19 protein-coding genes are annotated in these 26,504 nt (G+C 73.2%); 12 read left to right on the top strand and 7 right to left on the bottom strand.

Annotation, left to right across the window (positions count from 1 at the left end; translation table 11 throughout):
• Positions 1-99 precede the first annotated feature (99 nt).
• The gene (locus ACFPCY_RS19765; RefSeq protein ID WP_378257177.1) at positions 100-468 is read right to left on the bottom strand and encodes an STAS domain-containing protein; all 369 of its coding nucleotides are present in this window, start codon (positions 466-468) and stop codon (positions 100-102) included.
• A gap of 635 nt (positions 469-1,103) precedes the next feature.
• Here ACFPCY_RS19765 and ACFPCY_RS19760 point away from each other — a divergent pair.
• Positions 1,104-1,838: an ANTAR domain-containing protein gene (locus tag ACFPCY_RS19760; protein ID WP_378257175.1), complete on the top strand. Its 735-nt coding sequence runs from the start codon at positions 1,104-1,106 to the stop codon at positions 1,836-1,838.
• Between the two features lie 218 nt (positions 1,839-2,056).
• Here ACFPCY_RS19760 and ACFPCY_RS19755 read toward each other — a convergent pair whose 3' ends face one another.
• Entirely contained in the window at positions 2,057-2,674 is a 618-nt protein-coding gene (locus ACFPCY_RS19755; protein ID WP_378257174.1) for a TetR/AcrR family transcriptional regulator, read from the bottom strand.
• Between the two features lie 114 nt (positions 2,675-2,788).
• On the opposite strand from ACFPCY_RS19755, the gene ACFPCY_RS19750 reads away from it, so the two are divergent.
• Positions 2,789-4,267: a carotenoid oxygenase family protein gene (locus tag ACFPCY_RS19750; RefSeq protein ID WP_378257172.1), complete on the top strand. Its 1,479-nt coding sequence runs from the start codon at positions 2,789-2,791 to the stop codon at positions 4,265-4,267.
• A gap of 79 nt (positions 4,268-4,346) precedes the next feature.
• Here the strand turns inward: ACFPCY_RS19750 and ACFPCY_RS19745 are convergent, their stop codons facing one another.
• Positions 4,347-5,333 carry a hypothetical protein gene (locus ACFPCY_RS19745; protein WP_378257170.1) on the bottom strand — a complete coding sequence of 329 codons (987 nt, stop codon included), beginning with the start codon at positions 5,331-5,333 and terminating at the stop codon, positions 4,347-4,349.
• Between the two features lie 244 nt (positions 5,334-5,577).
• On the opposite strand from ACFPCY_RS19745, the gene ACFPCY_RS19740 reads away from it, so the two are divergent.
• From ACFPCY_RS19740 to ACFPCY_RS19710, 7 genes are all read left to right on the top strand, one after another.
• Positions 5,578-6,852 carry a serine hydrolase domain-containing protein gene (locus ACFPCY_RS19740; protein ID WP_378257168.1) on the top strand — a complete coding sequence of 425 codons (1,275 nt, stop codon included), beginning with the start codon at positions 5,578-5,580 and terminating at the stop codon, positions 6,850-6,852.
• Between the two features lie 246 nt (positions 6,853-7,098).
• Positions 7,099-7,929: a fumarylacetoacetate hydrolase family protein gene (locus ACFPCY_RS19735; RefSeq protein ID WP_378257167.1), complete on the top strand. Its 831-nt coding sequence runs from the start codon at positions 7,099-7,101 to the stop codon at positions 7,927-7,929.
• On the top strand, positions 7,926-9,488 hold the full coding sequence (locus tag ACFPCY_RS19730) for a bifunctional 3-(3-hydroxy-phenyl)propionate/3-hydroxycinnamic acid hydroxylase (protein WP_378257165.1): 1,563 nt from the start codon (positions 7,926-7,928) through the stop codon (positions 9,486-9,488). The genes ACFPCY_RS19735 and ACFPCY_RS19730 overlap by 4 nt, the downstream gene beginning before the upstream one ends.
• A gap of 208 nt (positions 9,489-9,696) precedes the next feature.
• Positions 9,697-10,710 (top strand): poly(ethylene terephthalate) hydrolase family protein, encoded by a 1,014-nt coding sequence (locus ACFPCY_RS19725; protein WP_378257164.1) that lies wholly within the window; start codon positions 9,697-9,699, stop codon positions 10,708-10,710.
• Between the two features lie 100 nt (positions 10,711-10,810).
• Positions 10,811-13,156, top strand: a complete 2,346-nt coding sequence (locus tag ACFPCY_RS19720) for a helix-turn-helix transcriptional regulator (protein WP_378257163.1) — start codon at positions 10,811-10,813, stop codon at positions 13,154-13,156.
• Positions 13,157-13,381: 225 nt separating this feature from the next.
• A complete protein-coding gene (locus ACFPCY_RS19715) occupies positions 13,382-15,298 on the top strand; it encodes a hypothetical protein (RefSeq protein ID WP_378257161.1) in 1,917 nt (638 codons plus the stop codon).
• Positions 15,299-15,796: 498 nt separating this feature from the next.
• A complete protein-coding gene (locus tag ACFPCY_RS19710) occupies positions 15,797-17,926 on the top strand; it encodes a prealbumin-like fold domain-containing protein (RefSeq protein ID WP_378257159.1) in 2,130 nt (709 codons plus the stop codon).
• A gap of 113 nt (positions 17,927-18,039) precedes the next feature.
• On the opposite strand, the gene ACFPCY_RS19705 is transcribed toward ACFPCY_RS19710, so the two are convergent.
• Both ACFPCY_RS19705 and ACFPCY_RS19700 read right to left on the bottom strand, forming a co-directional pair.
• On the bottom strand, positions 18,040-18,531 hold the full coding sequence (locus ACFPCY_RS19705) for a CAP family protein (RefSeq protein ID WP_378257157.1): 492 nt from the start codon (positions 18,529-18,531) through the stop codon (positions 18,040-18,042).
• Positions 18,532-18,947: 416 nt separating this feature from the next.
• Positions 18,948-20,336, bottom strand: coding sequence for a phosphoribosyltransferase family protein (locus ACFPCY_RS19700; protein WP_378257155.1), 1,389 nt, complete (start codon positions 20,334-20,336; stop codon positions 18,948-18,950).
• Between the two features lie 416 nt (positions 20,337-20,752).
• On the opposite strand from ACFPCY_RS19700, the gene ACFPCY_RS19695 reads away from it, so the two are divergent.
• The 3 genes from ACFPCY_RS19695 to ACFPCY_RS19685 all read left to right on the top strand — a co-directional run bounded on the left by ACFPCY_RS19695 (position 20,753) and on the right by ACFPCY_RS19685 (position 22,793).
• Entirely contained in the window at positions 20,753-21,145 is a 393-nt protein-coding gene (locus tag ACFPCY_RS19695; RefSeq protein WP_378257154.1) for a hypothetical protein, read from the top strand.
• Between the two features lie 210 nt (positions 21,146-21,355).
• The gene (locus ACFPCY_RS19690; protein WP_378257153.1) at positions 21,356-22,450 is read left to right on the top strand and encodes a universal stress protein; all 1,095 of its coding nucleotides are present in this window, start codon (positions 21,356-21,358) and stop codon (positions 22,448-22,450) included.
• 121 nt (positions 22,451-22,571) lie between these two features.
• Positions 22,572-22,793, top strand: a complete 222-nt coding sequence (locus ACFPCY_RS19685; RefSeq protein ID WP_378257152.1) for a hypothetical protein — start codon at positions 22,572-22,574, stop codon at positions 22,791-22,793.
• Positions 22,794-23,063: 270 nt separating this feature from the next.
• On the opposite strand, the gene ACFPCY_RS19680 is transcribed toward ACFPCY_RS19685, so the two are convergent.
• Both ACFPCY_RS19680 and ACFPCY_RS19675 read right to left on the bottom strand, forming a co-directional pair.
• Complete coding sequence (locus ACFPCY_RS19680; protein WP_378257150.1) at positions 23,064-23,360, bottom strand: hypothetical protein; 297 nt, start codon at positions 23,358-23,360, stop codon at positions 23,064-23,066.
• 219 nt (positions 23,361-23,579) lie between these two features.
• A complete protein-coding gene (locus ACFPCY_RS19675) occupies positions 23,580-26,504 on the bottom strand; it encodes an ABC transporter permease (RefSeq protein ID WP_378257149.1) in 2,925 nt (974 codons plus the stop codon).

Raw genomic sequence — 26,504 nt, 5'->3', positions numbered from 1 at the left:
CCTGAACCGGCCCGCTCTCCCCACCAGACCCAGATCCCACCAACCCCGCCAAATCACCCCGCACCGCTCGCCTCGCGCGCGTGGCTGACGGGTGGGCGGTCAGGGTTGGGGGGCGGGGGGCTTCGGAGGGTCGGCGGACAGGGCGGCGGTCAGGGCGTCCTCGACCGTGGGGTGCAGCGGCATTCGGGCTTCCGCCGGGACGCCGTCCAGCGCCTCGGCGATCCCGCTTCCCACCGCGGCGAGGCGCACGGCGGCGTGGTGGGAGAGCGCGTCCAGGTGGGCGTCGATGAGCACGCGCAGGCCGCTGCCGTCGATGCGGGTGACCTCGGTCAGGTCCAGCACGAGCTGCTCCTCCGGGCTGCGCCGGACGCCGTGGAGGTAGCGGGCCAGGTGCCCGGCGTTGCGCGAGTCGCACACGCCGGCCACCGCGATCAGAGTGACCCCGTCCGGCAGGTGCCGGTGCGTCAACCACAATCCCGACACGCCTACCGACCTCATGAGGCGGCTGCTCGCCTCACTCGAAGGGCTCGGGGCCGCCGTTGCGGCCCCCGGGCCGACACGACTCGCAGTTTAGCCCTGGCCAGCCGTTTTCGCACCGGGTGTCCGCGTCGGGGCCGGATCCACGGCCCGAGCCGGCGGCTTCTCCCGCACCTCGACTTCACCAATTCTGCCTTCCCTGCGGCTTTACCACAGCCGCACCATCCCGCGACCCGCCGACCGAAGCCGCCGAGCGCGACGCCTCCTTTAGAGGAGCGTCCGTAACCCCCGTAATGTCACAGAGGCCGGCCGGTTTTCCGGCGAGCACCAATCGAAAGATCGGGCCGGGGTCTCCGTCCGTCGCCGCCGAGCCCGCCTCGGCCTTGCGCATTGCGCAAAGCCGCACGTCAAAGCATCACAGCGCGGCGTCCGGCAGAGTGAATCCCTCTCTCGCACCCTCGCTACGCGGAGCTGGAGCGCGGGGTTTTGAAAGGCCCGTTTTCCACCTGCGGTCGACCGGCCGCGCCGGATCCTTCTAGGCTGGATAACCCCGGGTCGGATCAAGTTCGTCGTGCAGATGTCAATCGCCGAGTCAGCTGACGTGCCGCCGCGTTCGGAGGTGCCGCATGAACTCGATTCTCAAAGAACACCGGCGCGCCGAGGCATTCCGGGTTTCGGACGCGCCGTTGCTGGTCATCGACACCGACGTGGTGATCCGCGATGTGAACCCCGCGTATCTGAAGGCCACTTCCCGCAGCTACGAAGAGCTGGTCGGAACCCCGCTGTTCGAGGCGTTCCCCGACAATCCCGACGATCCCCGCGCCGATGGCGTGGCGACGCTCAGCGCGTCGTTCGAACGGGTCTTCCGCGAAGGCGGACGCGACCAGTTGCCGCTCCAGCGCTACGACATCCCCGCCGGTGACATCCTCACCAGCGGCACCCGCAAGGAGTTCGTCCCGCGCGTGTGGCTCCCGGTCACCACGGCGCTGCGCGACGAGGCCGGACGCGTCGTCGGCGCGCTGCACCACGCCGAGGACGTCACGGCCATCACCCGCGCCGTCCAGGATCTCGGGACGCCGTCCTCGACCGACCTGAGCCGCGACCAGCGCGCCTGGACCGCGCTCGTCCTCGCCCTCGCCCGCGAGACCCACGGCCACCAGCAGGCCCGCATGACCGTCGCGCAACTCCAGCACGCGCTGGACTCGCGCATCGTCATCGAGCAGGCCAAAGGGGTCGTGGCCGCCCGCGAAGGCATCGGGATCGACGCTGCCTTCGACCGCCTGCGCCGCTACAGCCGCAACCACTGCCGGCGCCTCCACGAGGTCGCCCGCGCCGTGGTCGAGGACGGCCTCACGGTGTGACGCCCCCTCCCCAGTTCCAGACGGCCGGAGTTCGACCGCGGGCTCAGCACCGGGCCGCCACCGGCGCATTCCACGTACTCGCTTCGGCGCGGCGCCAGCCGCAGGTCGCCCTGCGCATCGATGACGAACGTGACACCACCCCGCGAACGTAACCCGTCCAGCCGTCCGGTCGCCTCGGGATTGGTTCCGTCCGGACGGACGGGTGGAGCCTTCGGCGCTCATGCGTCGGTGGTCGCGTCCGGGGCGGTCGGGTTTCGGGGGCGGAGGCCGTCGAAGAGGAGGTCCAGGATGGTCTCGACCTGGTCGGGCGTGACGGGGCGGGTGCCCAGGAGCAGGCGGTAGTAGAGGGGGGCGTAGAGGAGTTCGACGACGTCGTCCAGCGCGGCGTCGGGCCGGATCTCGCCCTGCTGCCGTGCGCGCTCCAGCCGCCGCCGGCAGCCCTCGACGCGGGGGCCGACCAGCGTGGCGAGGATCGCCTGCGCGGTGTTCGGATCGGACTGCGCGGCTCCGATGATCTCCCGGTAGGTCGAGGACTGGTCCGTCCCGAAGTACCGCGCGACGGCGACCATGTGGTGGCGCAGATCGGCGAGGACGTCGCCGGTCTCGGGGAAGTCGACGGACGGCGCGCTCGCCCGGTCGATCGCCTCCACGAGCACCGCGGCCTTGGACGGCCACCACCGGTAGATCGTCTGCTTGCCCACGCCCGCCTCCTTGGCGATGGCGTCGACGCTCGTCTTCGCGAACCCCTGCTCCAGGCACAGTTTCAGCGCGGCGTCGAGGATCGCCTGGTGGGAGCGCTCACTCCGGTAGCGCGGGTTCGCCGATTCGGTGGTCATGGCCAGCGATGATACCTGGAACGAGACGACTCGTCTTGACCGGGACGCCCGCTCGCGCCTAGCCTCGCGTGGAACGAGACGTCTTGTCTCGTCCCCCTACGGAGGTGTTGAACGATGTTCCAGCAGTTCTCCCGCCGGCACGCACTGGCCGCGGGCCTCGCCGCCGGCACGGCGGTCGCGGTCGGCACGGCGGCGCGGGCGGGCGCGGCCCCGCCGGCGGCCGCCGCACCGCGCGGATCCAGCGGCGGCGATCCCTTCCTCGAAGGCGAGTTCGCGCCGGTGCCCTTCGAGGTGACCGCGTTCGACCTGCCGGTCAGCGGCACGATTCCCCGGGACCTGACCGGACGCCTGCTCCGCAACGGCCCGAACGTGCTGGGACTGGAGGACCCGGTCGCCCATCACTGGCTCGCCGGCGACGGGATGGTTCACGGCGTCCAGCTACGCGACGGCAAGGCCGAGTGGTACCGCAGCCGCTGGGTCCGCGCCAAGGGGACCGCCGAGAAGCTCGGCGAACCGGTGCGCGGAGTCCCCGCCGAGACCGACTTCCCCTCGAACATCAACGTGATCGGGTTTCGCGGCAAGACCCTCGCGCTCCAGGAGGGCACCGCCCGCCCGCAGGAACTCACCAACGAGCTGTACACCGTCGGGCCGTGCGACTTCGACGGCACGTGGGCCGGGACGATGTCGGCGCACACCAAGCTCGACCCGGACACCGGAGAGCTGCACTCGGTGAGCTACGACGAGAGCACCGACTACGTGCAGTACGTCGTGGTCAGCGCGGCCGGCAAGGTGAAGGCGAGCCGCAAGATCCCCATGGGCGGGACGCTGCTGATGCACGACTTCGGCCTCACCGAGAAGTACGTCGTGCTGTACGACCAGCCGATCCTGTTCGACCTGGACGCGATGAAGCACGGGCAGAAGATCCCGTGGGTGTGGGACGAGAAGCGCCCCAACCGGGTCGGCTGCTTCCCGCGGGCGGGCGGCCCGGTCACCTGGATCACGGTGCCGGCGTCCTACATCTCGCACACGCTCAACGCCTACGACGACGGCGGCGACATCGTGGTCGACTTCGTGGAGTTCCCCGCGCCGTTCAGCGCCGACCGGCTGTCGACGAGCGCGCCGCCCTCGCTGGTGCGCTGGACGATCGACCGGGCCCGCGGCACCGTCCGGCGCACCCGGCTGGACGACCGTCCGCAGGAGTTCCCCCGCGTTCCGGACGCGCGGGTCGGCCGCAAGCACAGGTACGGCTACACCGCCGCGACCGCCGACTTCCTGAAGGCGTACGGGCACGGCTCGACGCCGGACTCGGCGTTCAGCAACGGCCTGGTCAAGCACGACCTCGGTACCGGCCGCTCGCAGTTCCACCAGTTCCCGCGGCACGCCAGCGCGAGCGAGCCCGTTTTCGTCCCGCGCGGCGACGCCCGCGGCGAAGACGACGGCTACGTGATGTCGTACGTGCACAACCCCGACCGCAACGCCTCGGACCTGGTGATCCTCTCGGCGCAGGACTTCACCGGGAAGCCGATCGCCCGGATCCACCTGCCGAGCCGGATTCCGCTCGGCCTGCACGGAAGCTGGATCGCGGGCACCTGACCCGTCCCGCGTGTGGTGGCCTCCCGCCGGTCACCACACGGCTCGCGGCCCGGCGGTCAGGACCTCGCCGGGGCCGTCCCTAAGCCTTCTTGGAGACGACGTTCTTCGCGAGGAGCTTGTTCATCTCGTCGTAGGCGCGGGAGGACTTCGCGTTGGCGGTGTCGTGGAACCGCAGGAGGTACTGGTACATCACGCCGACGCACTTGTCCCGGCTGGTGTACGGGGCGTCCTCGACCAGGGTGAAGTCGGCGGCGATTTCCTTGATCTTGTTGTCCGGGGTCGTGTAGAGCGGGTGCCAGACGAGCCTCACGTCCGGGTTCAGGCGCTGGACGATCCGGAGCTGCGGAATCTCCTGCGCCATCAGGACGCTCTCCGGGTCGTACGCGCGCAGGTAGATGTGCACCGGGACGGTGGCGCGCTGCACGAACGCGGTGGACAGGACGTTCCACAGCGGGGCCTGGAGCTTCCAGTTCGAGTTCAGCTCCAGCTGATCGCAGATCCTGCCGAGCCGGGTGGCCTCCAGCGGCGTGTGGCCCTTGCCCTCGGCGTACCGGCTGACGTCGATGCCGCCCGACCACAGGGCCATCGACGGCTTGCCGGCGCGCAGGCTGTCGCCCAGGAGCGCGATGAACTCCCGGTACCAGGTGTTGGACGAGCGGTGAGCGCGGCGACCGGCGTCGTCGAGGCCGCTCGCGGCGGCCTCCCGGTTCAGCCTCCCCTGCTCGGAGAGGCCGCCCATGAGCAACTGCCAGGCGATCTCCGTGATGTCGGACGGGAAGCCGCTGGACCGCATCAGCCCCTCGAACCTCGCCCATTCCGGATGGTCCGCCGGCCGGTCGGCGAACAGCTCACTCGGGGCCGTCCCGGACGGCATCGCCCGCTGCACCACCCGGGTCGTCGCCGCGTTGCCCGCGGTGCGCTGGAGCGCGAGGAAGTCGGTCGGCCGGAGGTCGGCAGAGCGGTTGAGCGCGGCCTCGGCACCAGGCGCTTCCTGCTTCTTCCGCGAAGCGGCTCCCGTGGCCCCGGCTTGTGGACCCTTCCGGACAGCCTTCTTCAGCTCGGCCACGGATGAACCACTCCTCAGGGGCGTCCGGCCACAACGTGATCATCCTAGGGCTCCAGGCCCCACGCGCGAGGCCATGTCCCTGCCCCGCACTCCCCCAGAGTCGCGGGACATTCGAACGCTCACCTGTATCGCGGGCGTATCGAAAAACGCATACGTCGGCGCAACCGCCTGTCGTCTTCGGTGAACGGACGGAGTTCAGCGCATCGACGGCCGGATCGCCGCCGATGGGAGAAGGACGGTGGGCATGGTCTCGGAGTTCGCAGAGGGTGTCGGACGGCGGCGGCTGCTCGGGTGGGGCGGCCTGGCGGTCGTCGGCGCGGCGACCGCCGGCATGCAGCCGGCGGGCGTCCGTCCCGCTCGCGCCGACGAGGAACGTGCCGACGGGGATCCGACCGGTTCCGGCGAGATTCCGCCGGACACTCGGCCCGGCGGGGCCTACGACCGGTACGTGGCCGAGCTGGCCGCGGACGGGAGGTTCTCCGGCGTGGTGCTGCTGTCGCACCGGGGCCGGACGGTGTTGTCGCGCAGTTACGGCATGGCCGACGAGGCGAGAGGAATCCGCAACGGCGAGGACGTGGCGTTCAGCCTCAGTTCCGCGGGCAAGCCGTTCGGCGCGGTGGCGATCCTGCAACTGGCGCAGCAGGGCGGGCTGAAGCTGACGGACACGGTGGGCACGCACCTGACGGGGTTCGGCAAGGAGATCGCCGAGCAGGTGACCATCCATCACATGCTCTCCGGCACGTCCGGGATGAACACTCCGGACGAGGACGTGCAACACGTCTTCCAGAGCCGGGAAGAGGTGCGGGAGTACTACGCGAAGTGGGCGCGGCAGTCGAAGCTCGTGGCCGCTCCCGGCACGCCCACCACGTGGCACTCCGGCGCCGAGGTCGCCATCACCGCCCTGATCGTGGAGGCGGTGGCCGGCACGACGTACTGGGACCACGTCCAGAAGAACGTGTTCGACCGCTGCGGCATGAGCGGCTCCGGCTTCTTCGCGCGGCCGCAGTGGCTCACCGATCAGCACATCGCCCACCCGTACATGACGCTCGCCGACGGCAGCCAGGTGGACGCCGTCCGCAACCTGGACAAGGGCAGCCCGCACCCGTACGAGTTCGGCAAGAATCCCGGACGGAGTTTCATCGACGCGCCCGGCGACGGCGGTTTCGCCACCGCGCCGGATCTCGTCCGGTTCGCGCACGCGCTGAACGACGGGACGCTGCTGCAGCGCCCCTACGCCGATCTGCTCACCGCACCCAAGTTCCCTCTCGTCCCCCAAGGGGGCGGATTCGCCGAAGAGACCGTCGCCGCCGACGCGTCGTTCGCCGCGTACATGCTGCCGGTCTCCATCACCAACGGGCAGTGGGTGTGGAACCGCGCCGGCGCGAATCCCGGCGTCGGCGCCAGCTGGACCATTTTCCCGAACACCGGATGGGTCGGCGTCATCCTCGCCAACCGCGACGGCGCCGACCTGCAGGATCTCGTCATGCGGCAGATCCGGGCCGTCACCGGCCGACGCTGACGCTACGCGTCAGCCGGACGCGCGCGCCCCGGGTACGGCGGTCAGGGCTCAGGCACGCGGGGCGAGGGCCCCTTGTGAACCGACCTGGTGACTTGCATAATTCAGGACTAGCTTCCTACAAAATAGGACGCCGACGGGTAGAGGGGGCGGGGTGACGCTTCGCCTTCACGGCTTGGGGGGTTGTCCACCGCGGTGCCGCTGCTCGGCGCATGACATGACGAACGACGTGGACACCAGGAGGATGCGATGAGGCTCGTCGCCTACAGGGACGGGAACGGCGCGGAGGCGCTCGGCCGGGTCGAGGACGGGACGGTCCGCCGTCTCAAGGGTGTCGACCGGATCGACCGGACGGTCGCGTCCGCCGCCGTGCTGGACGCCGAGGCGGAGACCGGCGGCGTCGCGCTGGACGATCTGACGCTGCTGCCCGTCGCCCGGCCCGAGAAGATCTTCTGCGTCGGGCTGAACTACCGGTCCCACGTGGCGGAGACCGAGCGGGAGCTGCCGAGCTATCCGGTGCTGTTCCCGAAGTTCGCCTCGAACCTGATCGGGGCGGGGGCGGACATCGTCCTGCCGCCGGAGTCGAAGCAGGTCGACTACGAGGCGGAGCTGGCCGTGGTCATCGGCCGGTCCGGCCGCCGGATCGACCGGAAGAACGCGCTCGGCCACGTGCTGGGCTACACGATCTGCAACGACGTGACCATGCGCGACTTCCAGTACAAGTCCCACCAGTGGATGCAGGGCAAGGCGTGGGACGACTCGACTCCCCTCGGCCCCGTGCTGGTCACCGCCGACGAGATCGATCCGGGCGCGCTCGACATCGGCCTGCGGCTGAACGGCGCGGAGATGCAGTCGTCCAGCACCGACCGCATGATCTTCGACGTCGCCGAGCTGATCGCCGTGACCTCGCAGTTCACGCGGCTGGAGGTGGGGGACGTCATCCTCACCGGCACGCCCGGCGGGGTCGGGTTCCGCCGCGACCCGCAGGTGTTCCTCGCCGACGGCGACGTCGTCGAGGTGGAGATCGGCGGGATCGGGACGCTCCGCAACACCGTCCGGGCCGAGGGCGAGGCGCGGTGACCCACCCGCCCGTCCTCGTCGTGGGCGCCGGGCCGGTCGGCCTCACCACCGCGAACCTGCTCGCGGCGCGCGGCGTCCCGGTCGTCCTCGTCGAGCGCAACGCCACCACCAGCGACGAGGCCAAGGCCATCAGCCTGGACGACGAGTCGCTCCGCACCTTCCAGGCCGCCGGCCTCGCCGACGCGATCCTCGGCGTCGTCGTCCCCGGCACCGGCACCCGCTACTACGACCGCAAGGGGCGTCCGCTCTTCCATGCCCGCGGACCCGAGCCCTACCGGCTCGGGTACCCGTTCAAGAACCAGTTCGCCCAGCCCGAGCTGGAGCACGTCCTGCTCGAAGCGCTCAAGGGCAGGGACGTGGACGTCCGCTTCTCCACCGAGCTGGTCGGGATCGACGACACCGGCGACGCGGTGACCGTCCGGCTGCGGTCGGGCGGGCGGGAGGTGCCGCTGACGGCGAGCTGGGTGCTGGGCTGCGACGGCGGGCGCAGCACCGTGCGGGAGCTGCGGGGCATCGGCATGACCGGCGTCAGCCACAGGGACGTCTGGCTCGTCGCCGACACCCTCGGCGACCATCACGACGAGCGGTACGGCATGCACCTGGGACGGCCCGACCGTCCCACCGTCATCGTCGCCGGGCGCGACGGCCGCTGCCGGTACGAGTTCCGGCTCAGGCCCGGCGAGGGCACGGCGGGGACCAAACCCGACTTCGCGACGATCGAGCGGCTCGTCGGCCGCTACCGGAGCATCGAGCCCGGCCAGGTCGAGCGGTGCACGAACTACACCTTCAACGGCGTCATCGCCGACGCCTGGCGCGACGGGCGCTGCTTCCTGCTCGGCGACGCCGCGCACATGATGCCGCCCTTCGCCGGCCAGGGCCTCAACTCCGGCGTCCGCGACGCCGTCAACCTCGCCTGGAAGATCGCCGAGGTGTGGCACGGCCGGATGCGTCCCGGCCTGCTGGACACCTACGAGGCCGAGCGGCGCCCGCACGCCACCGCCATGGTCCGCTTCTCCGAGCGGCTCGGCGAGATCGTCATGACGACCGATCCCGCGCGGGCCCTCGTCAGGGACGCCGTGGTGAGGGCGCTGCTGCTGACGCCCGCCGGACGCCGCTACCTCAGCGAGATGCGGTTCCGGCCGCGCGCCGTCCACTCCGCCGGCCTCCGCGCGGGCGACCACCCCCTGACCGGAACGCAGCTCCCGCAGCCGCGCGTCCTCGTCCCGCCGAGCCTGCATCCCCGGCTCCTGGACGACGTGCTCGGCCAAGGGCTCGTCCTGCTGGGGGTGAACGTCCGTCCGGACGACTGGGCGAGAGTTCCGTCGCTGCCGCTGACGCGGATCGACGTCGCGCTGGGCGACCGGCTTCCGTCATCCCGCGCCGAACGCCAGGCCGTCGCCGACGCCGACGGACGGCTGGAGGCGGCGCTGGCTCCGGCCGACGGCTGCTTCGTCCTAGTGAAACCGGACCGGTACATCGGAGCCGTCGTCCCGCCCGCGCGGGCCGGTCTCCTCGACGCCCTGCTGAGCCGTCACCTGACCGTCGAGGTCACGCATTAGCGGATGAAGCGGTGGCCCGCCGATCCCGGTCGGCGGGCCACGGCCGGGTGACGGGCTCCGGTCGCCGCCGGGGCGGAGACGAAACCTTCTCGCGTTGTCAGTTCCGGGCAAGAGAACGCCGCTTCTTCGTCGCCGACTGCATTGGGTTCGCACGTCGCCCCTGCCACTGTGTCGTGCGCCGAAGCGTCCCCCGTGGAAAGGCCGTCCGATGAACGACGTACTGCGCAGATGTTGTCGAGGATCGGCCTTGGCCATCGGGATGGCGGCGGCGCTGGTGGCGACCGCCGTTCCGGGGCGCGCGGCCCCCGGCGCCTCCCCCGCCACCGGCCGCGCTCCGGTCGCCGGCCGCGCATCGGTCGCCGACCGCGCGTCGGTCGCCGAGGGCGCTTCGGTGGCCGGCCGCGCTCCTGGCGCCGGGCAGGCGCGGACGTTCACGAATCCGTATCAGCGCGGGCCCGACCCGACCGAGGCGTCCGTCACCGCAGAGACCGGGCCCTTCAGGACCGCCTCGGTCGTCGTGCCCGCCAACGCCGACCCCGGGTTCGGCGGCGGCACGATCTACTACCCGACCGACGGCGGCCAGGGCACGTTCGCGCCGATCGTCATCACCCCCGGCTTCACCGGCCCGCAGTTCTCGGTCGCCTGGTACGGCCCGCGGCTGGCGTCCCAGGGCTTCGTGGTGATGACGATCGACACCCTCAACCCGTTCGACGTCGTGGACCAGCGCGGCGAGGAGATGCTGGCCGCGCTCGACTACCTCACGAAGCAGAGCAGCGTGAAGGACCGGATCGACCCGGCCAGGCCCGGACTGATCGGGCACTCGATGGGCGGCGGAGGAGTCGTCCGGGCGGCGGCGGAGCGGCCCGGCATCAAGGCCGTCATCCCGCTCGCCCCGTGGGACCCCAACTCCGGCTTCGCCTGGAACGTGAAGGCCGACACCCTCGTCGTGGGCGCCGACAACGACCTCATCGCCCCGGTCGCCACGTTCGCCGAGCCCATCTACAAGGACCTGCGCAGCGCGCCGGAGAAGGCCTATCTGGAACTCGGCAACGCCGAGCACGTCTTCTCGTTCGTCCTTCCCAACACCCTCATCGCCAAGTACTCCATTTCCTGGATGAAGCGTTTCCTCGACGACGACACGCGCTATGACCGGTTCCTCTGCCCGCCGCCCGCGCCCGGCGGCGGCATCAAGCAGTACTGGGACACCTGCCCCGACTCCTGAGCCCGCCTCGCCGGTCCGCAGGGGCAGCGGTTCGGTCGAAGGGGGTGCCGAGGGGCGGGCGAGGTGAGACGCTGCGTGCGTGACGCGATGGAGCGGTGACGTGACGCAGTGGGGTTGGGTTCGGGCCGGCGCGCGGCACGAGCCGACCGAGTTCATCGGACGCGGCGCGGAGCTGGCGGCCGTCCGCCGGGCCGTGACGCAGGGACGCGTCGTCACGCTCACCGGTCCGGGCGGGGTCGGCAAGACGCGGATCGCGCTGCGCGCCGCGCAGCAGGTGCGGGGCGACTTCCCCGACGGCGTGAGCCTCACCGAGCTGAGCGGCCTGCGCGACGGCGAGTTCCTGCCGAACGCCGTGGCGGCGGCGGTGGGATTACCCGAGGCCGCCGCGCGGCAGCCGATGGACCAGCTCATCGAGTACTTCGCCGGCCGGCGGGCGCTGCTGGTGCTGGACACCTGCGAGCACCTGATCAACGCGATGGCGATGTTCGCCGACATCCTGGTGCGCAACTCGGCCCACCTGGTGCTGATGCTGACCAGCCGCCAGCCGCTGGCGCTGCCCGGCGAGCACGTCCTGCCGGTGCCGCCGATGCCCGCGCCGGCCACCGGCGCGGGCGCGGCGGCCAACGACAGCCTGGCCCTGTTCACCGCCCGCGCCCGGGCCGCCGAGGCGTCGTTCGCGCTGACCGGCGACAACCGGGCCGAGGTGATCGCGCTGTGCCGGCGGCTGGACGGCATCCCGCTGGCGATCGAGCTGGCCGCCGTCCACCTGCGGACGATGCCCCTGGAGCAGATCCTGCGCCGCGTCGACGACCGGTTCCGGCTGCTGGCGGGCGCGCGGTCGGCGCAGGCCCGCCACCAGACGCTGCACGCCACGATCGGCTGGAGCCACGAGCTGTGCTCGCCGCCCGAGCGCGAGCTGTGGGCGCGGCTGTCGGTGTTCGCCGGGGGCTTCACCCCGGAGGCCGTGGAGGAGGTCTGCTCCGGCGGCGAGCTGGACGGCCTGGACGTGATCGGCCTGCTCATCTCGCTGGTGGACAAGTCCGTGGTGCGGCGCGTCCCGGGGGTGGAGGAGCAGCGCTACCGGATGCTCGACACGATCCGCGAGTACGGCGCGGAGCAGTTGCAGGCCGCCGGGCGCACCGAGCTGTACGCGCGGCGGCACCAGGACTTCTTCCTGCGGACGGCGACCCGGGCGGGCCAGGAGTGGCTCGGCGACGACCAGGTCCGCTGGAGCATGCGCCTGGCCGACGACCTGGACGACTTCCGCGTCGCGCTGGACTGCGCCACCGCGCATCCCGGCGAGGAGGCCGCGCTGCGGCTGGTGAACGGCCTGTGGGGGCTGTGGCTGGGCCGCAACCGGCTCACCGAGGCCCGCCGCTGGATCGACAAGGCGCTCGCCGCCGAGCCCGTGCTGACCCCGGAGCACGGCAGGGCCCTGTGGTCCGGCGCCTACTACGGGCTGCTGCAGGCCGACCCGACCGCACGGGAGATGGTCGCGCGCTGCCGGACGGCCGCCGAACGGCTCGACGACGACTTCCTGCGCGCCCGCGCCGCCTACCTGGAGGGCTTCGAGCTGACCATCTGGGGCGAGGATCCACCGCGCGCGCTGGCGGCGATCACGCGGGCGCGCGCGCAGGCGATCGAGACCGAGGACCTCTACGTTCGGGCCACCAGCCGCCTCCAGGCCGCCGCGCTGCTCACCGGCGGCGGCGACCCGGCCGGTGCCGTGACCGAGGTGGAGGAGGGCCTGCGGGAGCTGGCGCACATCCCGCGCGAGCGGTTCGTGCGCAACTACCTGCTGACGTTCCAGGTGCCGTCCCTGTGGGCGCTGGGCGACCTGGACCGCAGCCGCGAGCTGGGCCGCGCCTCGCTGGCCTGCGCCCTGGAGCAGGGCGAGACGATGTGCGCCGCCGCCGCGGTCGAGTACCTGTCCTGGACGGCGTGCGGCCTGAAGGAGCACGACCTCGCCGCGACGCTGCTGGGCGGCGCCGGGATGCTCTGGGGCAAGGTCGGCCGGCCCCTGTGGGGCGTCCGGGGCCTGGTCGATCTGCACACCGGCGTCGAGAAGACCCTGATGCTCGGCCTCGGCGCGGAGCGTTTCACCGCGGCGTACGGCCGCGGCGCGCAGCTCGCCACCGCCGAGCTGATCGCCCTGGCCAACGGGCTCGTCGCCGACGGGGAGCAGGGCGCGCCGCTCCCGGACGCCGGGGAGGGCAGCCCGCTCGGTCCCCTCACGCCGCGCGAGCGCGAGGTCGCCCACCTCATCGCCGAAGGGCTGTCCAACCGACAGGTCGCCGAACGCCTGGTCATCTCCAAGCGCACGGCCGACGCCCACGTCGAGCACATCTTCACCAAGCTCGGTTTCAACTCCCGCACCCAGGTCGCCGCCATGATCTGCACGCTCAAGCAGGAGCCTCCGGCGGACCGAGCCGCGTCCGCGTCCTGAGAGAGCGCTCTGCCGCCGCGCCTCCGCCGCCGCATTCCTGCCGCCGCGCCTCGACCGCCGCGCCTCTGCCGGGTTTCCGCCGGTGGGTAAAGAATATGTGACTCTGAGTGACTGTGGGGTGCTCGGGTCGCCAGCCACCTGCCACTACTCCGCATCGTTACTGATCCTCACCGAGGGTAGTCAGGGAGGGATCGGACATTCCCCCGATGCAGAGGAGAACCCCCCATGGCGGCACCGCAGAACCCCACCAAGGACAGGCGTCCCAAGCAGGTGAAGCTGGTCAACGGCAGCTTCGAGGAACCGCGGATCGACCCCAAGGACATCGACTTCCGGCCGGACGCCACCAGCACCGACGAGAAGAAGAGGGTGCCGGGCTGGATCGCCCAACCCGTCAAGTCGGGCGACACGCCCGACCACCTCATCGAGCTCTGGCCCAGCGGGCACGAGGGCGTCACCGCCCGCGCGGACGCCGGCACCCAGTTCGCCGAGCTCAACGCCAAGCAGGAGTCCACCCTGTACCAGGACCTGGACACCGAGAACGCGGGCACCCTGTACTGGAGCCTGCTGCACCGCGGCCGCAACGGCGAGGACGCGATGGCCGTGGACATCGGCCCGCCGGACAAGGTGGTCGAGCAGCGCGTCCTGCGGGACGGCAAGGAGTGGGGCGCGCACAAGGGCGTCTACACCGTCCCGGCCGACCAGAAGGTGACCCGGTTCGCCTTCCGGTCCGTGTCGGCCTACGGCGGCAACAAGACCATCGGCAACTTCCTGGACCAGATCGAGTTCGGCACCCCGCCGTACGTGGTGCTGGAGAAGTCCGCCACCCCGGGCGGCCAGTCCGGGATCGGCAAGACCATCACCTACCAGGTGAACGCCACCAACTACGGCGGCGTCGCGGCCGAGGACTTCGTGCTGTCGGACCCGGTCCCCGCGGGGACCAAGTACGTGCCCGGCAGCGCGAAGATCGTCAAGGGGCCGGGCGCGGGCACCGCGCTGCCGGACGTCCAGGCCGACATCGCGGCGGGCACGCTGCGGTTCTACCTGGGCGCCGGCGCCAAGGCCGACGGCAGGAAGGGCGGCCGGCTGGAGCACACCGGCGTGACCGGCAGCGCCGAGGGGCTCACCGTCGAGTTCCAGGTCACCGTGACCGGGGCCGGGGCGGGTCCCGGCGGCCAGATCGAGAACCAGGCCACCGCCGCCTACACCAACCCCATGGCGACGCCGGCCGCGGCGATGACGTCCACGTCCAACGCGGTGACCACGCCGGTCGCCGTCACGGCGAAGCTCGGGCTGCTCAAGGCGGCCGACCGCGTCCAGCTCACCGTCGGCGAGCTGGTCTCCTTCACCCTGCGGGTCACCAACGCGGGGCCCAGCGGCGCCACCGGCGTCAAGGTCACCGACAGGCTCCCCAAGGAGCTGGAACCGGTCTCCGCGCGCGCCTCCGCCGGCGCCTACAACGCCGCCACCGGCCTGTGGACGATCGACAATCTCGCCGTCCGCGCGAGCGAGACCCTCACCGTCCAGGCCAAGGTCACCCGGCCCGGCGTCATCCGCAACATCGCCACCGCGACCGCCAACGAGTCCGGGACGTCCACTCCAGGCGGGCCGCCCGCCGGTCCCGCGGCCAAGGCGTGGGTGACGCTGTGCGCCTCCCGCCTCGCCTGCCCGCCCGGAGGCGGCGGGTCCGGCGGCGGCTGGCCGGGCGGCTGGCCGGGCGGCGGCGGCTGGCCGGGCGGCTGGCCCGGCGGCGGCTGGCCCGGCGGCTATGACGGGTGCGACTGCGAACCCGAGCCCGAACCCGACCCGCGGCCGTCCTGCCCGGACGCCGCCGCCTGCGGCCTGACCGGCTCCGGCGGCACCGCGCCCGGCGCCGGCTGGGAGCGGCACGACGACGGCACCATCAAGATCTGGGTCGACACCTCGGCCGCCGGGTTCACCGCCACGCCGTCCTACACGGCCTCGGTGCGCAGCACCACCGGCGACCACTTCAAGGTGCTCGGCGCCCAGGACGTCCACCAGGCCTCGGCCAAGTGGTTCCTGCTCTACCTGTACTGGCCGGACGGCAGGCCCCTCACGCCCGACACCGCCAAGGACCAGGGTTGGTACGTGACGTGGATCGGGCACCAGCCGCCCACGTCCTGAGTCCGACCGTCCGCGCAGGCGGGGAGAGAACGAGAGGCCCTCGCCACCTTGACGGTGGCGAGGGCCTCGTGTCCCTGCGACAGCCTTCCGGTCTCCCGGGCTTCGGCGGTCGCCCGGTCGCGGGCGTCACCGCCGGCGCGCCTTCTCCTTGGCCTTGGCCGCACGCCGCGCGGCCCTGGCCTCCGAGCGACGGGCGGATACGCGCTGCTGAGCGATTCCCTGGGCGAACGAGTGGTGGTACATGGTGCCTGGCTCCCTTTTCGGTCCGTCGGCCGGGTTCCCTGCCGACACCTAAAGGTTCGTCCTAAGACCCCACCCGGCACATGGGGACGACGCCTTATTCGCAGGCCCTAAGCACGTCCTAGTACGCGCCGCGTCTCAGCCATACCGATGCGCACGTTCCCGAGTACGCGACGCCCGAGCGGTTCCCGGCCAGAGTTGATCATGACTTGAACCGGGCTTGGCCGTGGAGCGCGCGGCGGCGGGAACGGCATGATCATGACTTGGAGGCTGGGCGCCGCGCTGGGCGGCGCGGTGACGTCGCTGATGTTGCTGGCGGGTCTGACGTCGGGAGTGCACGCGGCGGCGCGGCCGGCCGGCGCGAACGCTCGGGCGGCGTCCGGAGCGACCGCGGGTTCGCGGGCGGCGGACGGGCCGTTGAAGGTGACGCTGGCGGCGCGGCAGTGCCCGGAGTACACCGACATCATGGCCAACCTGGCCCGCAACAACATCCAGGAGTCGCTCCGCGACCTCGGCAAGAACACCGTGTACACGCAGGGCGAGCCGATCGACCCGGCGATCGACGATCCCAATGATCCCGACTGCGAGCCGCTCGTCGGCTGGAAGTTCACCTGGGGCGACGGCGTGGACGGCAAGACCGACCTGCTCAGCACGGTGAGCGGGCCGGCGGGAGAGACCCCCGCCACCAAGGCCTCGACGCCGTGGCTGGACCCCCGGGGCAACCCGACCGGGAGGTCCCTGCCGGGCGCGGTCACGGTCACCCTGGATCAGAAGCAGCTGGACCTGCTCCGGCGCGGCCGGCTCTGGGTGCAGGGCGGCACGCCGTCCGACCCGCTGATGAACGGGGTCTTCGGACGCGGCAAGTACGGCTTCGGCGCGCTGCGGTGCTCCGTCGACAACCTCAACGGCGACAACGTCGAGACCGTCGCGTTCCCCTCCGGCCGGACGCACGTCTTCTGCTACTACTACGCCGTCACACCGCCGCCGGGAGCGGGCAAGATCATCGTCCGCAAGCAGCTGGAGGGCGGCGGCGACCAGTCCTACACCTTCGGCTTCAACGGGAACGTCTCCTACGTCCCCGGCGGCGACTTCCAGGTCGAGGCCCGGCCGGGGCGGCCGGGCGAGATGTCCTTCGACCGCGGCGAGACCCGCGCGGGCGACGAACCGTGGAACTTCACCGAGAACGTCCCGGACGGGTGGCGTCTGGACTCGCTGAAATGCGACTCCGACACCGGTGAGAGCAGCACCGACATCAGCGGGGCGAGCGTCCAGGTGACGCTCGCGGCGGGCGACACCGTCACCTGCACCTACGTGGACGAGCGGGTGTTCGCCAGGGGCGTCTCCATCTACAAGCGGACCATCGGCGGCACCGGAGGGCCGTTCGACTTCAGCGTGTCGCCCAGGCCGATCAGCGCCGGCGGCGGCTCGGTGACCACCGATCAGGAGGGCGTCCCCGAGTTCGTGGGCGTCGTCGAGGACGCCCCGGCCGGCACCTACACCATCAGCGAGAACCTGCCCGCGCCGACCGCCGCCGGACGCTGGCGCCCGGTGGGCGCCGAGTGCGTCGAGGAGGACGGCGCCGTCCGCCGGGTACGCGGCCGCCTCACCCGCGCCGGGGACGTCGAGCACGTCGTCACGCTCACCGACAGGCCCACGCAGTGCGTCTTCACCAACCGCTGGGAGCCCGCCGGGGAGCTGACGATCCAGAAGCGCACGATCGGCGGGTACGGTCGCGCCGACTTCCAGATCCGCTCCACGCCGTCGCGCGGCGCCGTCCCCGCCCCGGGGCGCGGACCGGACCGGCTGAGCGTGACCACCTCTCCCGGCCACGACCCGGCGTCGGTCACCCTCGCGCCGCTGCCGCACGGCTCCTACTTCATCACCGAGCTCGCCGGCCCCGGCGCCCCCGGCGAGTGGAAGCTGACCGGCATCGTCTGCGACGGCGTCGCCATCGACCCGGGGTCGGCCACCGCGGCGTTCTTCGTCACCGACAGCAGGCCCAAGCACACCTGCACCTTCACCGACGAACGCGTCCGCCGCGGCGAGCTGCGCGTGGAGAAGCTCATCCGCGACCCGAGGGGGTTGCGCACCGGCCCGGTCACCATCGACGTCACCTGCCGGGACGGGCAGCGCGCCCACTACCGGATCAAGCGCCACCGCACCGGCCTGATCAGGTTGCCCGGGCCCCTGACGTTCACCCGCCCGACCCGCTGCCGGATCCGGGAGACGTCGAGCGGAGCGGAAGGTCCGGTGAGAGTCACGACCCAGCACACCGTCGACGGCGGCCGGCCGGCCGGAGGCGGCACGTTCGAGGTGGCCGTCTCCGGCACGCGCACCACCACGGTCCGCCTCATCGACACCTACACCACCAAGGCGCCCATGAAGTGACGGCGGGCCGGAGCGCGCCGAGCCGCGTCATCGCCCGGCGGCCCCGCCCCCCGAGGAGGGACGGGACCGCCGGGCGATGGGGCTTGCCGGGCGCTCTGTCGCGCCTCTCGTGTCTAGATGCGCAGGACGTTGTCGGCGAACTCGCCCTCCATGTTCCCCGGCGGCTCGAAGACGAAGACGATGTAGGTCTCGTAGAACTCCGGGCCCTGGCCGGAGACGCGGCCGATGCCGACCCTGGTGCTGCTCTTCCAGACGAGCTGGGTGAAATGGCCCGCGTTCGGGCTGAACTGCGCCTTGTCGAAGTCGTAGTTGCCGATCTCGTCGTACCAGGACTTCACCGCGTCCGAGCCGGGCCGGGGTTCGCCGGACGAACCGCCCCAGAAGATGTTCTCGCCCGTGCCGTCGCGCAGGCCGCTGTGCCCGGCGCTGAGCTTCTCGGACTGCGAGCGGGAGGCGGCCCGCTCCATGGCGTACTTGCTGAGGTCGGAGTCCAGGACCAGCGCGGGCGCGTGGTGCCTGGCCCGGTCGGCGTTGGCGGCGGCGAGCGCCTCGGCCTGGAACGCGTCGGTCGTGCTGTCGGGCAGGGCAGCGCGGGTCGTGCTCATGGAACACCTTCTCGGGGGTGGGGACGAGGCTCCCTCCGGCCGTCCCGGGTGCGCCAAGGCTTCATCCGGGACGGGGGCGCCGCAAGGACGGGGAACCTCGACCGGGTCGGGAGGACCGGACTGAAATGGTTCCGGGCGGTGGCGTGCGCGCAGGACGGCCGCTCCGATTCCCGTTCCGGACGGAACGCGAGGTGCCGCCGCGCGATCCCCTGGCCTGAGGAAGGCGAGGGACGGGAACCGGACCGGAGTCGGCCAGGCCGCACGTCGCCGGCCCGAAACGGTCCATCCGATCCCCCGGCCGCCGGGGCCTTCCGACCCGAGGGGAAGCGTTGTTCTTTCGCGGTTCCTTCGCGGTTCCTTCGCGGTCCCTCGCAGTCCCTCGCAGTCCGTTGCGGTCCCTCGCGGTCCCTCGCGGGTCAGTCGGCGGAGCGGCCCGGTTCTCCGGACGGGAGCCGCTGGTCGCCGAGCGTGTCCCGGAGCGCGCGGTCCAGGTGGATGAGGAACCAGTCGCGGGCGTGCTCGGCGGCGCGCCGGAGCGTGCCGGGCTCCTCGAACAGGTGGCCCGCGCCGGGGACGACGAGCAGCTCGCGCTCGCAGTTCATGCGGCGCAGGGCGGTGCGGTTCAGTTCGAGGACGGTCTCGTCCCGGCCGCCGACGATCAGCAGCGTCGGCGGGCGGACCCGCGCCAGGCGCACCCCGGCGAGGTCGGGCCGTCCGCCGCGGGACACGACCGCGGCGACCTCGGCCGCCCCCTCCGCCGCCGCCCACAGCGCGGCGGCGGCCCCGGTGCTGGCGCCGAAGTAGCCGACCGGCAGGCCGTCCAGTTCGGGCCGCGCGCGCGACCAGGACGTCGCGGCGGTCAGCCGGTTCGCGAGCGTCCGGATGTCGAACACGTAGGTGCGGTCGCGCTCCTCCTCGGCGGTGAGCAGGTCGAACAGGAGCGTGGCGAGACCGGCCTCGTTCAGGAGCCGCGCGACGTACCGGTTGCGCGGGCTGTGGCGGCCGCTGCCGCTGCCGTGGACGAACAGCACGACGCCGGTGGCGTTCTCGGGGACGGTCAGCCGCCCGGCCAGCTCCGTCCGGCCGCCGTCCACCCGGACGTCCCCGTCCACGAGCGGCGGATCGTCCGCCGCGGCCTCCGGCGGGCCGGAACCGGGCGGGCGGGTGGCGGGCGCGCGGGTCAGGAGATCGCTCACCTCGGTGTCCGGGACGGGCGAGAAGTCGAGGTAGTAGCCGCCGATCGCCTCGAAGTAGCCCGGGGACAGCGGGCAGACCACGGCGTCGACGCCGGGATCGGCGCGCAGCGCCTCCACCGCGCCGGGCGCGCCCACCGGGACGGCGAGGACGACCTTGCGCGCGCCCCGGGCCCGGGCCACCCGGCAGGCGGCGCGGGCCGTCGCGCCGGTGGCGATGCCGTCGTCCACCACGATCGCGGTCCGGCCGTCCAGCGGCACCGGCGCGCGGCCGGACCGCAGCCGCCCGAGCCGCTCCTCCAGCTCCGCGCGCTCGCGCCGCTCGACCGCCGCCACGTCCGCGTCCCCGACGCGGCCCCGGCGGATGACGTCCTCGTTCAGCACCCGCACGCCGTCCTCGCCGACCGCGCCCATGGCCAGCTCCGGCTGGAACGGCACGCCCAGCTTGCGCACCACCAGCACGTCCAGCGGCGCCCGCAGCCCGCGGGCCACCTCGGCGGCGACCGGGACGCCGCCGCGCGGCAGCCCGAGCACCACCGTGTCCGGGCCCGCCCAGCACGCCAGCACCGCCGCCAGCCGCGCTCCCGCCTCCGTCCGGTCGGTGTACACCATCACCGGCCTCCCTCCTGGTCGAGCCCGCGTCCCTCGCGAGATCCGTTCCGCGACGGCGCCAGCGCCTCGCCACGGGACGATCCGGTCGCCGCTCCGCACGACGCCGGCGGGGCCGGCCCGCTGCCTGCACGCTCCCTCGGCGCCCCGGTGGCCGAGGGCGGCGGGTGATCCGGCGGGTCGGCGTGACCCGCCGCCGTGTCGCGGAGTGCGTCCTCCCGAGGGCACCTCGCGCGACGGCGGGTCCGCCTCCCAGCATCGGCCGGACGGCAGCGCTCCGGCAGGGACCTTCGGCCCGGATGCGCAGGCCGGTGGCCCTTTCGCGGACGGGGCGGAACGCGGGGCTTTCGGCGGTGCCGCGGCCGCCCGCCCCGTCCCAGCATGGAGGGGAGGAAACCACTCACCAGGAGGTGAGGGTCATGACCTGGGTGAGCGCCGTCACGACCGGCCGGGCGCCGGCCGCGATGATGCGGGACGTCGAGCTCTCGCTGAAGACCACCCTCTCCGAGATCGATCCCGCCGGGCACCTGACGGCGGTCGTCTCGGTCGTGACGCGGTCCGAGGCGGACCTGTCGCGGTTCACCGCCGGGACGCCCGGCTACCGGGCCGCCGGCCCGCGGCGCGGCGGGCGCGCGGGCCCGGACGGCGAACCGTCCGGCTCGCGGGTGGAGAGCGTCACCGTCGGCGTGTCCGGCTGGGTGAGGGGCGAGTCCTTCGCCGCTTCGGGCACCGGTCCGACCGTCGGCACCGCGCTGGTCCCGATCAGGCGGGCGCTGTGGCGCCGGAGCCTGCTCTCGCCCCTCGGCCGGTGATCCGGGCGACGGGCGCCGGGTGCCGGGCGCGGACGCCGGGCGCCGGGCGCCGGGAGGACCAACGTCCTTTTCGGCGGGCACTGCGTCCCTTCCCCGGCCGGTGGGCTCGTGCTGCGCTGGATGGCGCACGTGGTCCCCGCCTCGCGGGAGCCCGGCCCCGGAGCCGGGCTCCCGGCGCCGGCGGGCGTCGAGCGGCTGAGGAGTCAGGACATGGCCGGATCAGTTGAGCACGGGCCGGTTCAGCACGGCCCGGACGAGCACGCGCCGGTCGAGCAAGCGCCGGCCGAGCCCGGACCGGCCGAGCCCGGACCGGTTCGGCGCGCGTCGGTCGAGCCCGGACCGGTCGAGCACGGGCCGGTTCGGCGCGCGTCGGTCGAGCCCGGACCGGTCGAGCGCGGGCCGGTTCGGCGCGCGTCGGTCGAGCCTGCGCCGGTCGAGCACGCGCCGGTCGAGCCCGGCTCGGTCGAGCCCGTCCTCGTCGGCACGGACGGTTCGCCCGCGGCCGACCGCGCGGTCCGCTGGGCCGCCGACGACGCGGCCCGGCACCGGCGGCCGCTGCTCGTCGCCCACGTGGTCGAACCCTGGCTGCACGACTGGCCGTCCGCCGGGCCGCCCGGGCGGGACGACGTCGCCGCCGAGCGGGGGCGCGCCCTGCTGGCGCGCGCCCGCGACCTGGCCCGCGAGCGCCACCCGGAGCTCGCCGTGGACGTCCGGCTGGTCCGCGAGAGCAGCGCCCATCACGGGATCCGCTCGCTGGCGGACGGCACCTACGAGGTCGTCCTCGGGCATCGCGGGCTGGGCGGGTTCGCCGGGCTCGTGCTCGGCTCCACCAGCCTGCACCTGGCCGGGGACCTGCGCGGGCCGGTCGTGGTCGTCCGCGGCGCCGCCGACCCGGGGGCGGACGAGATCGTCGCGGGCCTCGGGCTCCGCGAGTCCCCGATGTCGGTGCTGGCGTACGCGTTCGAGGCCGCCGCGGCGCGCCGGGCCCGGCTCCGGGTCGTCCACGCGTGGTGGCCGACGCGTCCGGACCTGGAGGCGGGCGCCGACCTGGACGGCGCGCAGGCGGCCTTCCGCGACCACGTGACCGCCGCGCTGGAACCGTGGCGGAACCGCCGTCCCGAGGTGAAGGTCGTCGAGGACGTCTTCCGCGGCCATCCGGTCGAGGCGCTCCTCACCCGGTCCGCCGAGGCCGACCTCGTGGTGGTCGGCCGCCGGACCCGCACCGGCCCGCATCTCGGCTCGGTGAGCCACGGCCTGATCCAGCAGGCCCGCTGCCCGGTCGCCGTCGTCCGCCCGCGCCGCTGAGCCCGCCCTTGCGGCCGTCCTCGCCGAGGACCAAAGCCCTCCGTGACAGAGGACTGCGCCTCTGCGCCCGGACGCCGACGCGGGCTGTACTGAGGGCAGGACGAGTCTCCGGGAGGGCGTCATGAGCAGACAGTTCGGCATCGGTCAGCAACCGCTGTCCGTCCCGGCGCTGGAGGATCGGATCCGGGCCCTCGAAATGCGGCTCGCCCTGCTGAGCGAGGCCGTCGGAGTGATGGCCGCCGGGCTGGAGGGCACACCGCTGGACGAGCCCGGCGACGAGGCGATGGCCCGCGCCGCTCGGCGCGCCCACGAGCTGGCGATCAACGCGCGCACCCGGTCATGACCTCCGCGCCCGCGGCCCGGGCGTCACGGAGCGCCGCCGGCCCTCCGGTCGGCGGCGAGCAGCCGGCGCCCGGGCGCCGGCACGCCGAGCCGCGAACCCGCACGCCGAGCCACGAACCGCACGATGAGCCGCGAACCGCACGATGAGCCGCGGGAATCGCACGGTGAATTCGCCGGTATTTGACCATTGAACTGAGACGTTCGCCGACGCGTTGCCGAACTCTCGCGCGGAATTCGCCGGTTCGGCGCGCGGTTCGACGCGCCCGGGAAGTCAATTCCGGCGGGATCGGGCGGCCTCGTCCCAGCGGGTCCGGTACAGGAGGCGCCGGATCTCGGCGATCGAGTCGTCGAGTTCGGCGAGGGCGTGTTCGAGGTGGGCGGCGTCCGCCGTGCCGTCGGTCGGCGTCCGCAGGGCCGCCAGGTCGAGGCCGACCGCGTACAGGCGGCAGATGACCGCCTGCCCCATCGCGACCGCGGTGCCGGACGGCCCGAACTCTCCTCCCAGGGAGCGCCACGCGGCCTCCGGCTCGGTGGTCGCGTCGTACGGAACGCCACGCTCATCGCCCATGACCGGCCTCTCCCACGCCTGTGCGCGACACGCCGGGGGCCGGGGCGCGGGGCTCACCACCAGAGGAATTCACCGAGTCTATGTCGCCCCGGCCGCCGGTCAACCCCGCCGCCCGGAATGGACGTCTGCAAACGCTCGGAAAACAGGTCGGCACGGCCTCCGGTGTCCGAAATCCACCGCCCGCGCCCGCATTCCCGCCCCGGATTTCCGGGGTGGCCGTCAATCCGCGATGCGGAGGGCGACGGCGGGGCGGATGCGGGCCGCGCGTCGGGCGGGGCCGACGGTGGCCAGCAGCGACGCGACCAGCGTCGCGCCGACGGTGAGGAGCACCTGCGTCCACGCGATCGGGTAGGGGGCGTCCAGGCTGCCGAACGTCGGGCTGTTGAGGTACAGGAGCCAGGTCGTCAGCACGCCCAGGACCGTGCCGATGACCACGCCCTCCAGCGCCACGAACGTGCTCTCCGCGTAGAACGCGCGCCGGACGACGCGGGACTGGACGCCCAGGGCGCGCAGCACCGCGACGGTGCGGCGGCGCTCCCGGACGGCGCGGATCATCACCACGCCGAGGCCGACGACGCCGACCAGCAGGCCGAGCGCGAGGTAGCCGCGCATGAGCGTGAAGAACTGCCGGCTCGCCGTCCAGTTGTCGCGGACGGTCTGCTGCAGGTCGGAGACGACGAGGCCGCGTGTCAGGTGCCGGGCCTGGAGGCCGGCGCGCACGGCGGCGCTGTCGGCGCCGGGCGCCAGCCGCAGCATCACGCTGGAGGGCCGCGCCTGGACGCCGAACAGACGCGTGGCGGCGGGCCGGCTCATAAGCACCGGGAACCGCGCCTCGCCGCCGACGTAGTAGAAGGCGATGCCGTCGGCCAGCACTCCGGCGACGGTCAGCGCGGTGCGGCGTCCGGTGAGCGGGTCGGCGACCGACAGCTTCGAGCCCGCACCGGGCGGCTTGCCCTGCGGTCCGCCGACGGCGCCGTAGTTCGCGTCGATCAGCACGTAGGACGGGTCGCGCAGGACGAGCCGCCAGGCCGCGGCGTCGTCGGGCAGGCCGGCCAGCCGGCGGGTGAGCGCCGGAGGGCGCGCGCCCAGCTCGGGCGGGATCCCGATGGCGCGGACGGGCAGGTCCTTGGTGGTGCGCCGCAGCGGGTCGTCCGCCGTGGCGGAGGTGGTGGTCAGGACGGCGGCCTCGGCCACCGGACCGCCCGCCAGGTCGCGCGCCGGATCGGCCCAGGCCGCGTCGGGGTTGTAGTCGGCGCGCAGCTGCCAGCCCGCGGTGGCCTTGACCACCTCGTGCGACACGCCCGCGCTGATGATCGCCTGGATCTGCGTCAGCAGCACGATGACGAACACGACGATGCAGTACATCGCCAGCGTCGCGCCCGTCTGGAAGCGCTTGGCGGACGGGTAGGCGATCGCCAGGCGGGTCGCCAGGCCGTTGCCGGTGGGACGCCGCAGCAGCGGCCGGAGCGGGCGCAGCAGCAGGTCCTGCTGCTGGGTGACCAGCAGCACGGCCGCGAAGGTCAGCATGGCGCCCATGACGATGAACGCCCCGGTGGAGGCGCTGTCGAACAGGCGGGGACGGACCAGGTGCGCGCCCAGCCCCCACGCCGTCAGGGCCAGGCCGACGCCGGTGTGGACCGTCCGGGACGACCAGAACCGGCGCAGCAGCGGCACGGCGGCAAGGACGGTCAGCGCCGGCAGCAGGTAGACGTTCATGCCGACACCGCGCGCGAGCACGGGCACGCTCGCGGCGGCGAGCAGGACGGTCGCGACCGCCGACACCACGACCAGCCGGCGGCGCGCGCCGCGCCGCGGCGGGGCGTCGAGGTCGCGGATGGCGGCGATGATGTTGGTCCGGGCGATCCGGACGCTGGTCACCGCCACCGCCGCCAGCGCCATCAGGAACCCGGCGGCCATGCCGTTGACGACGCTGACGGGTGTCACGGCGAACACCACCGAGAACCGGTTGCCCGCCGTGTTCGCGCCGTTGAAGATCCGCATCGCGAGGATCACGACCACCCGTCCGACGCCGACGCCCACCAGGCCGCCGGCCAGCGTGGCCCCCGCGGTGTAGAGCGCGCCCTCGACGACCAGCTCGTGCGAGACGCGGCGGCGGCGCATGCCGATCGCGCGGAGCACCCCGAGCTGGCCCCGGCGCTCCTGGATGAGCATGACGAAGATGTTCACGATCAGCAGCAGCCCGGCGATGATGCCGAAACTGGCGATGAACAGGAACAGCGAGCCCAGCGAGTCGCCGGTCTTGCGGGCCTGGTCCAGCACGTCGCGCTTGGGCGTGTCCACGCCGCCGCCGTGCGCGGCGGTCAGCGACCCGAGCAGCGCCCGCATCCGCCCCGCGACCTGGTCGGTGCGTCCGGCGCCCTGCTCGACGCCGCCCCGGTTGGAGACGTAGGTCGTGGACGTGACGTCCTGCCGGGCCGAGGCGGCCATCGCCCGCAGCGTGCCGGACGGGAAGAACGCGTCGGGGTTGACGAGCATGCCGAGCCCGATCCCGGCCAGCCCGCGCGCCGGGACGACCCTCGCGACGGTCGCGGTCACCCGGCCGCCGTACGCGTGGAAGGTCACGCGGTCACCGGGCCGGACGCCGAGCGACCGAGCGAGGTGCTCGTTCACCACCACGTGCCCGGGGCCCGGATCCGGCACCGCCAGCCCGGACGGGTGCGGGGCCCCGAACCGCGCGGCGGAGGCGAAGTCGACGTCCCAGGCCAGCACCCGCGGCTCGGCCCTCGGCGCGCCGCGGCCGTCGAACGTGGCGGCGGCGTACCCGCCGTCCATGGTGAGCACGCCGTCCACGTCCGGGTCCTGGCGCAGCGCCGACAGCCGGAACGCGGCCTCGTCGCCGAGGGACGCCGTGGGCGAGCGGACGTACTCGTCCACCGGGCCGAGCGTGTCGTAGGCCGCCTGCCGCACCGAGCGGTTCAGCGAGTCCCCGACGGTCAGGCTCGCCACGATCAGCGCCGTCCCCAGCAGCGAGCCGACCACGACCAGCACCAGCTCGGCGGGCCTGCGGGTGACCTGCCGCACCGCCAGCCGCCGCAGCACCGGCCGGAACACCACCAGGTACAGGACGAACGCGACGGCGAGCACGAGGGCGACGACCAGCGGGAAGGTCAGCTCGGGATACAC

Origin of the sequence: Actinomadura gamaensis (assembly GCF_042652125.1) — a bacterium.
Lineage (GTDB): Bacteria > Actinomycetota > Actinomycetes > Streptosporangiales > Streptosporangiaceae > Spirillospora > Spirillospora gamaensis.
The sequence above is the reverse complement of the archived record's forward strand: the minus strand, read 5'-3'. Positions and strand labels throughout refer to the sequence as shown.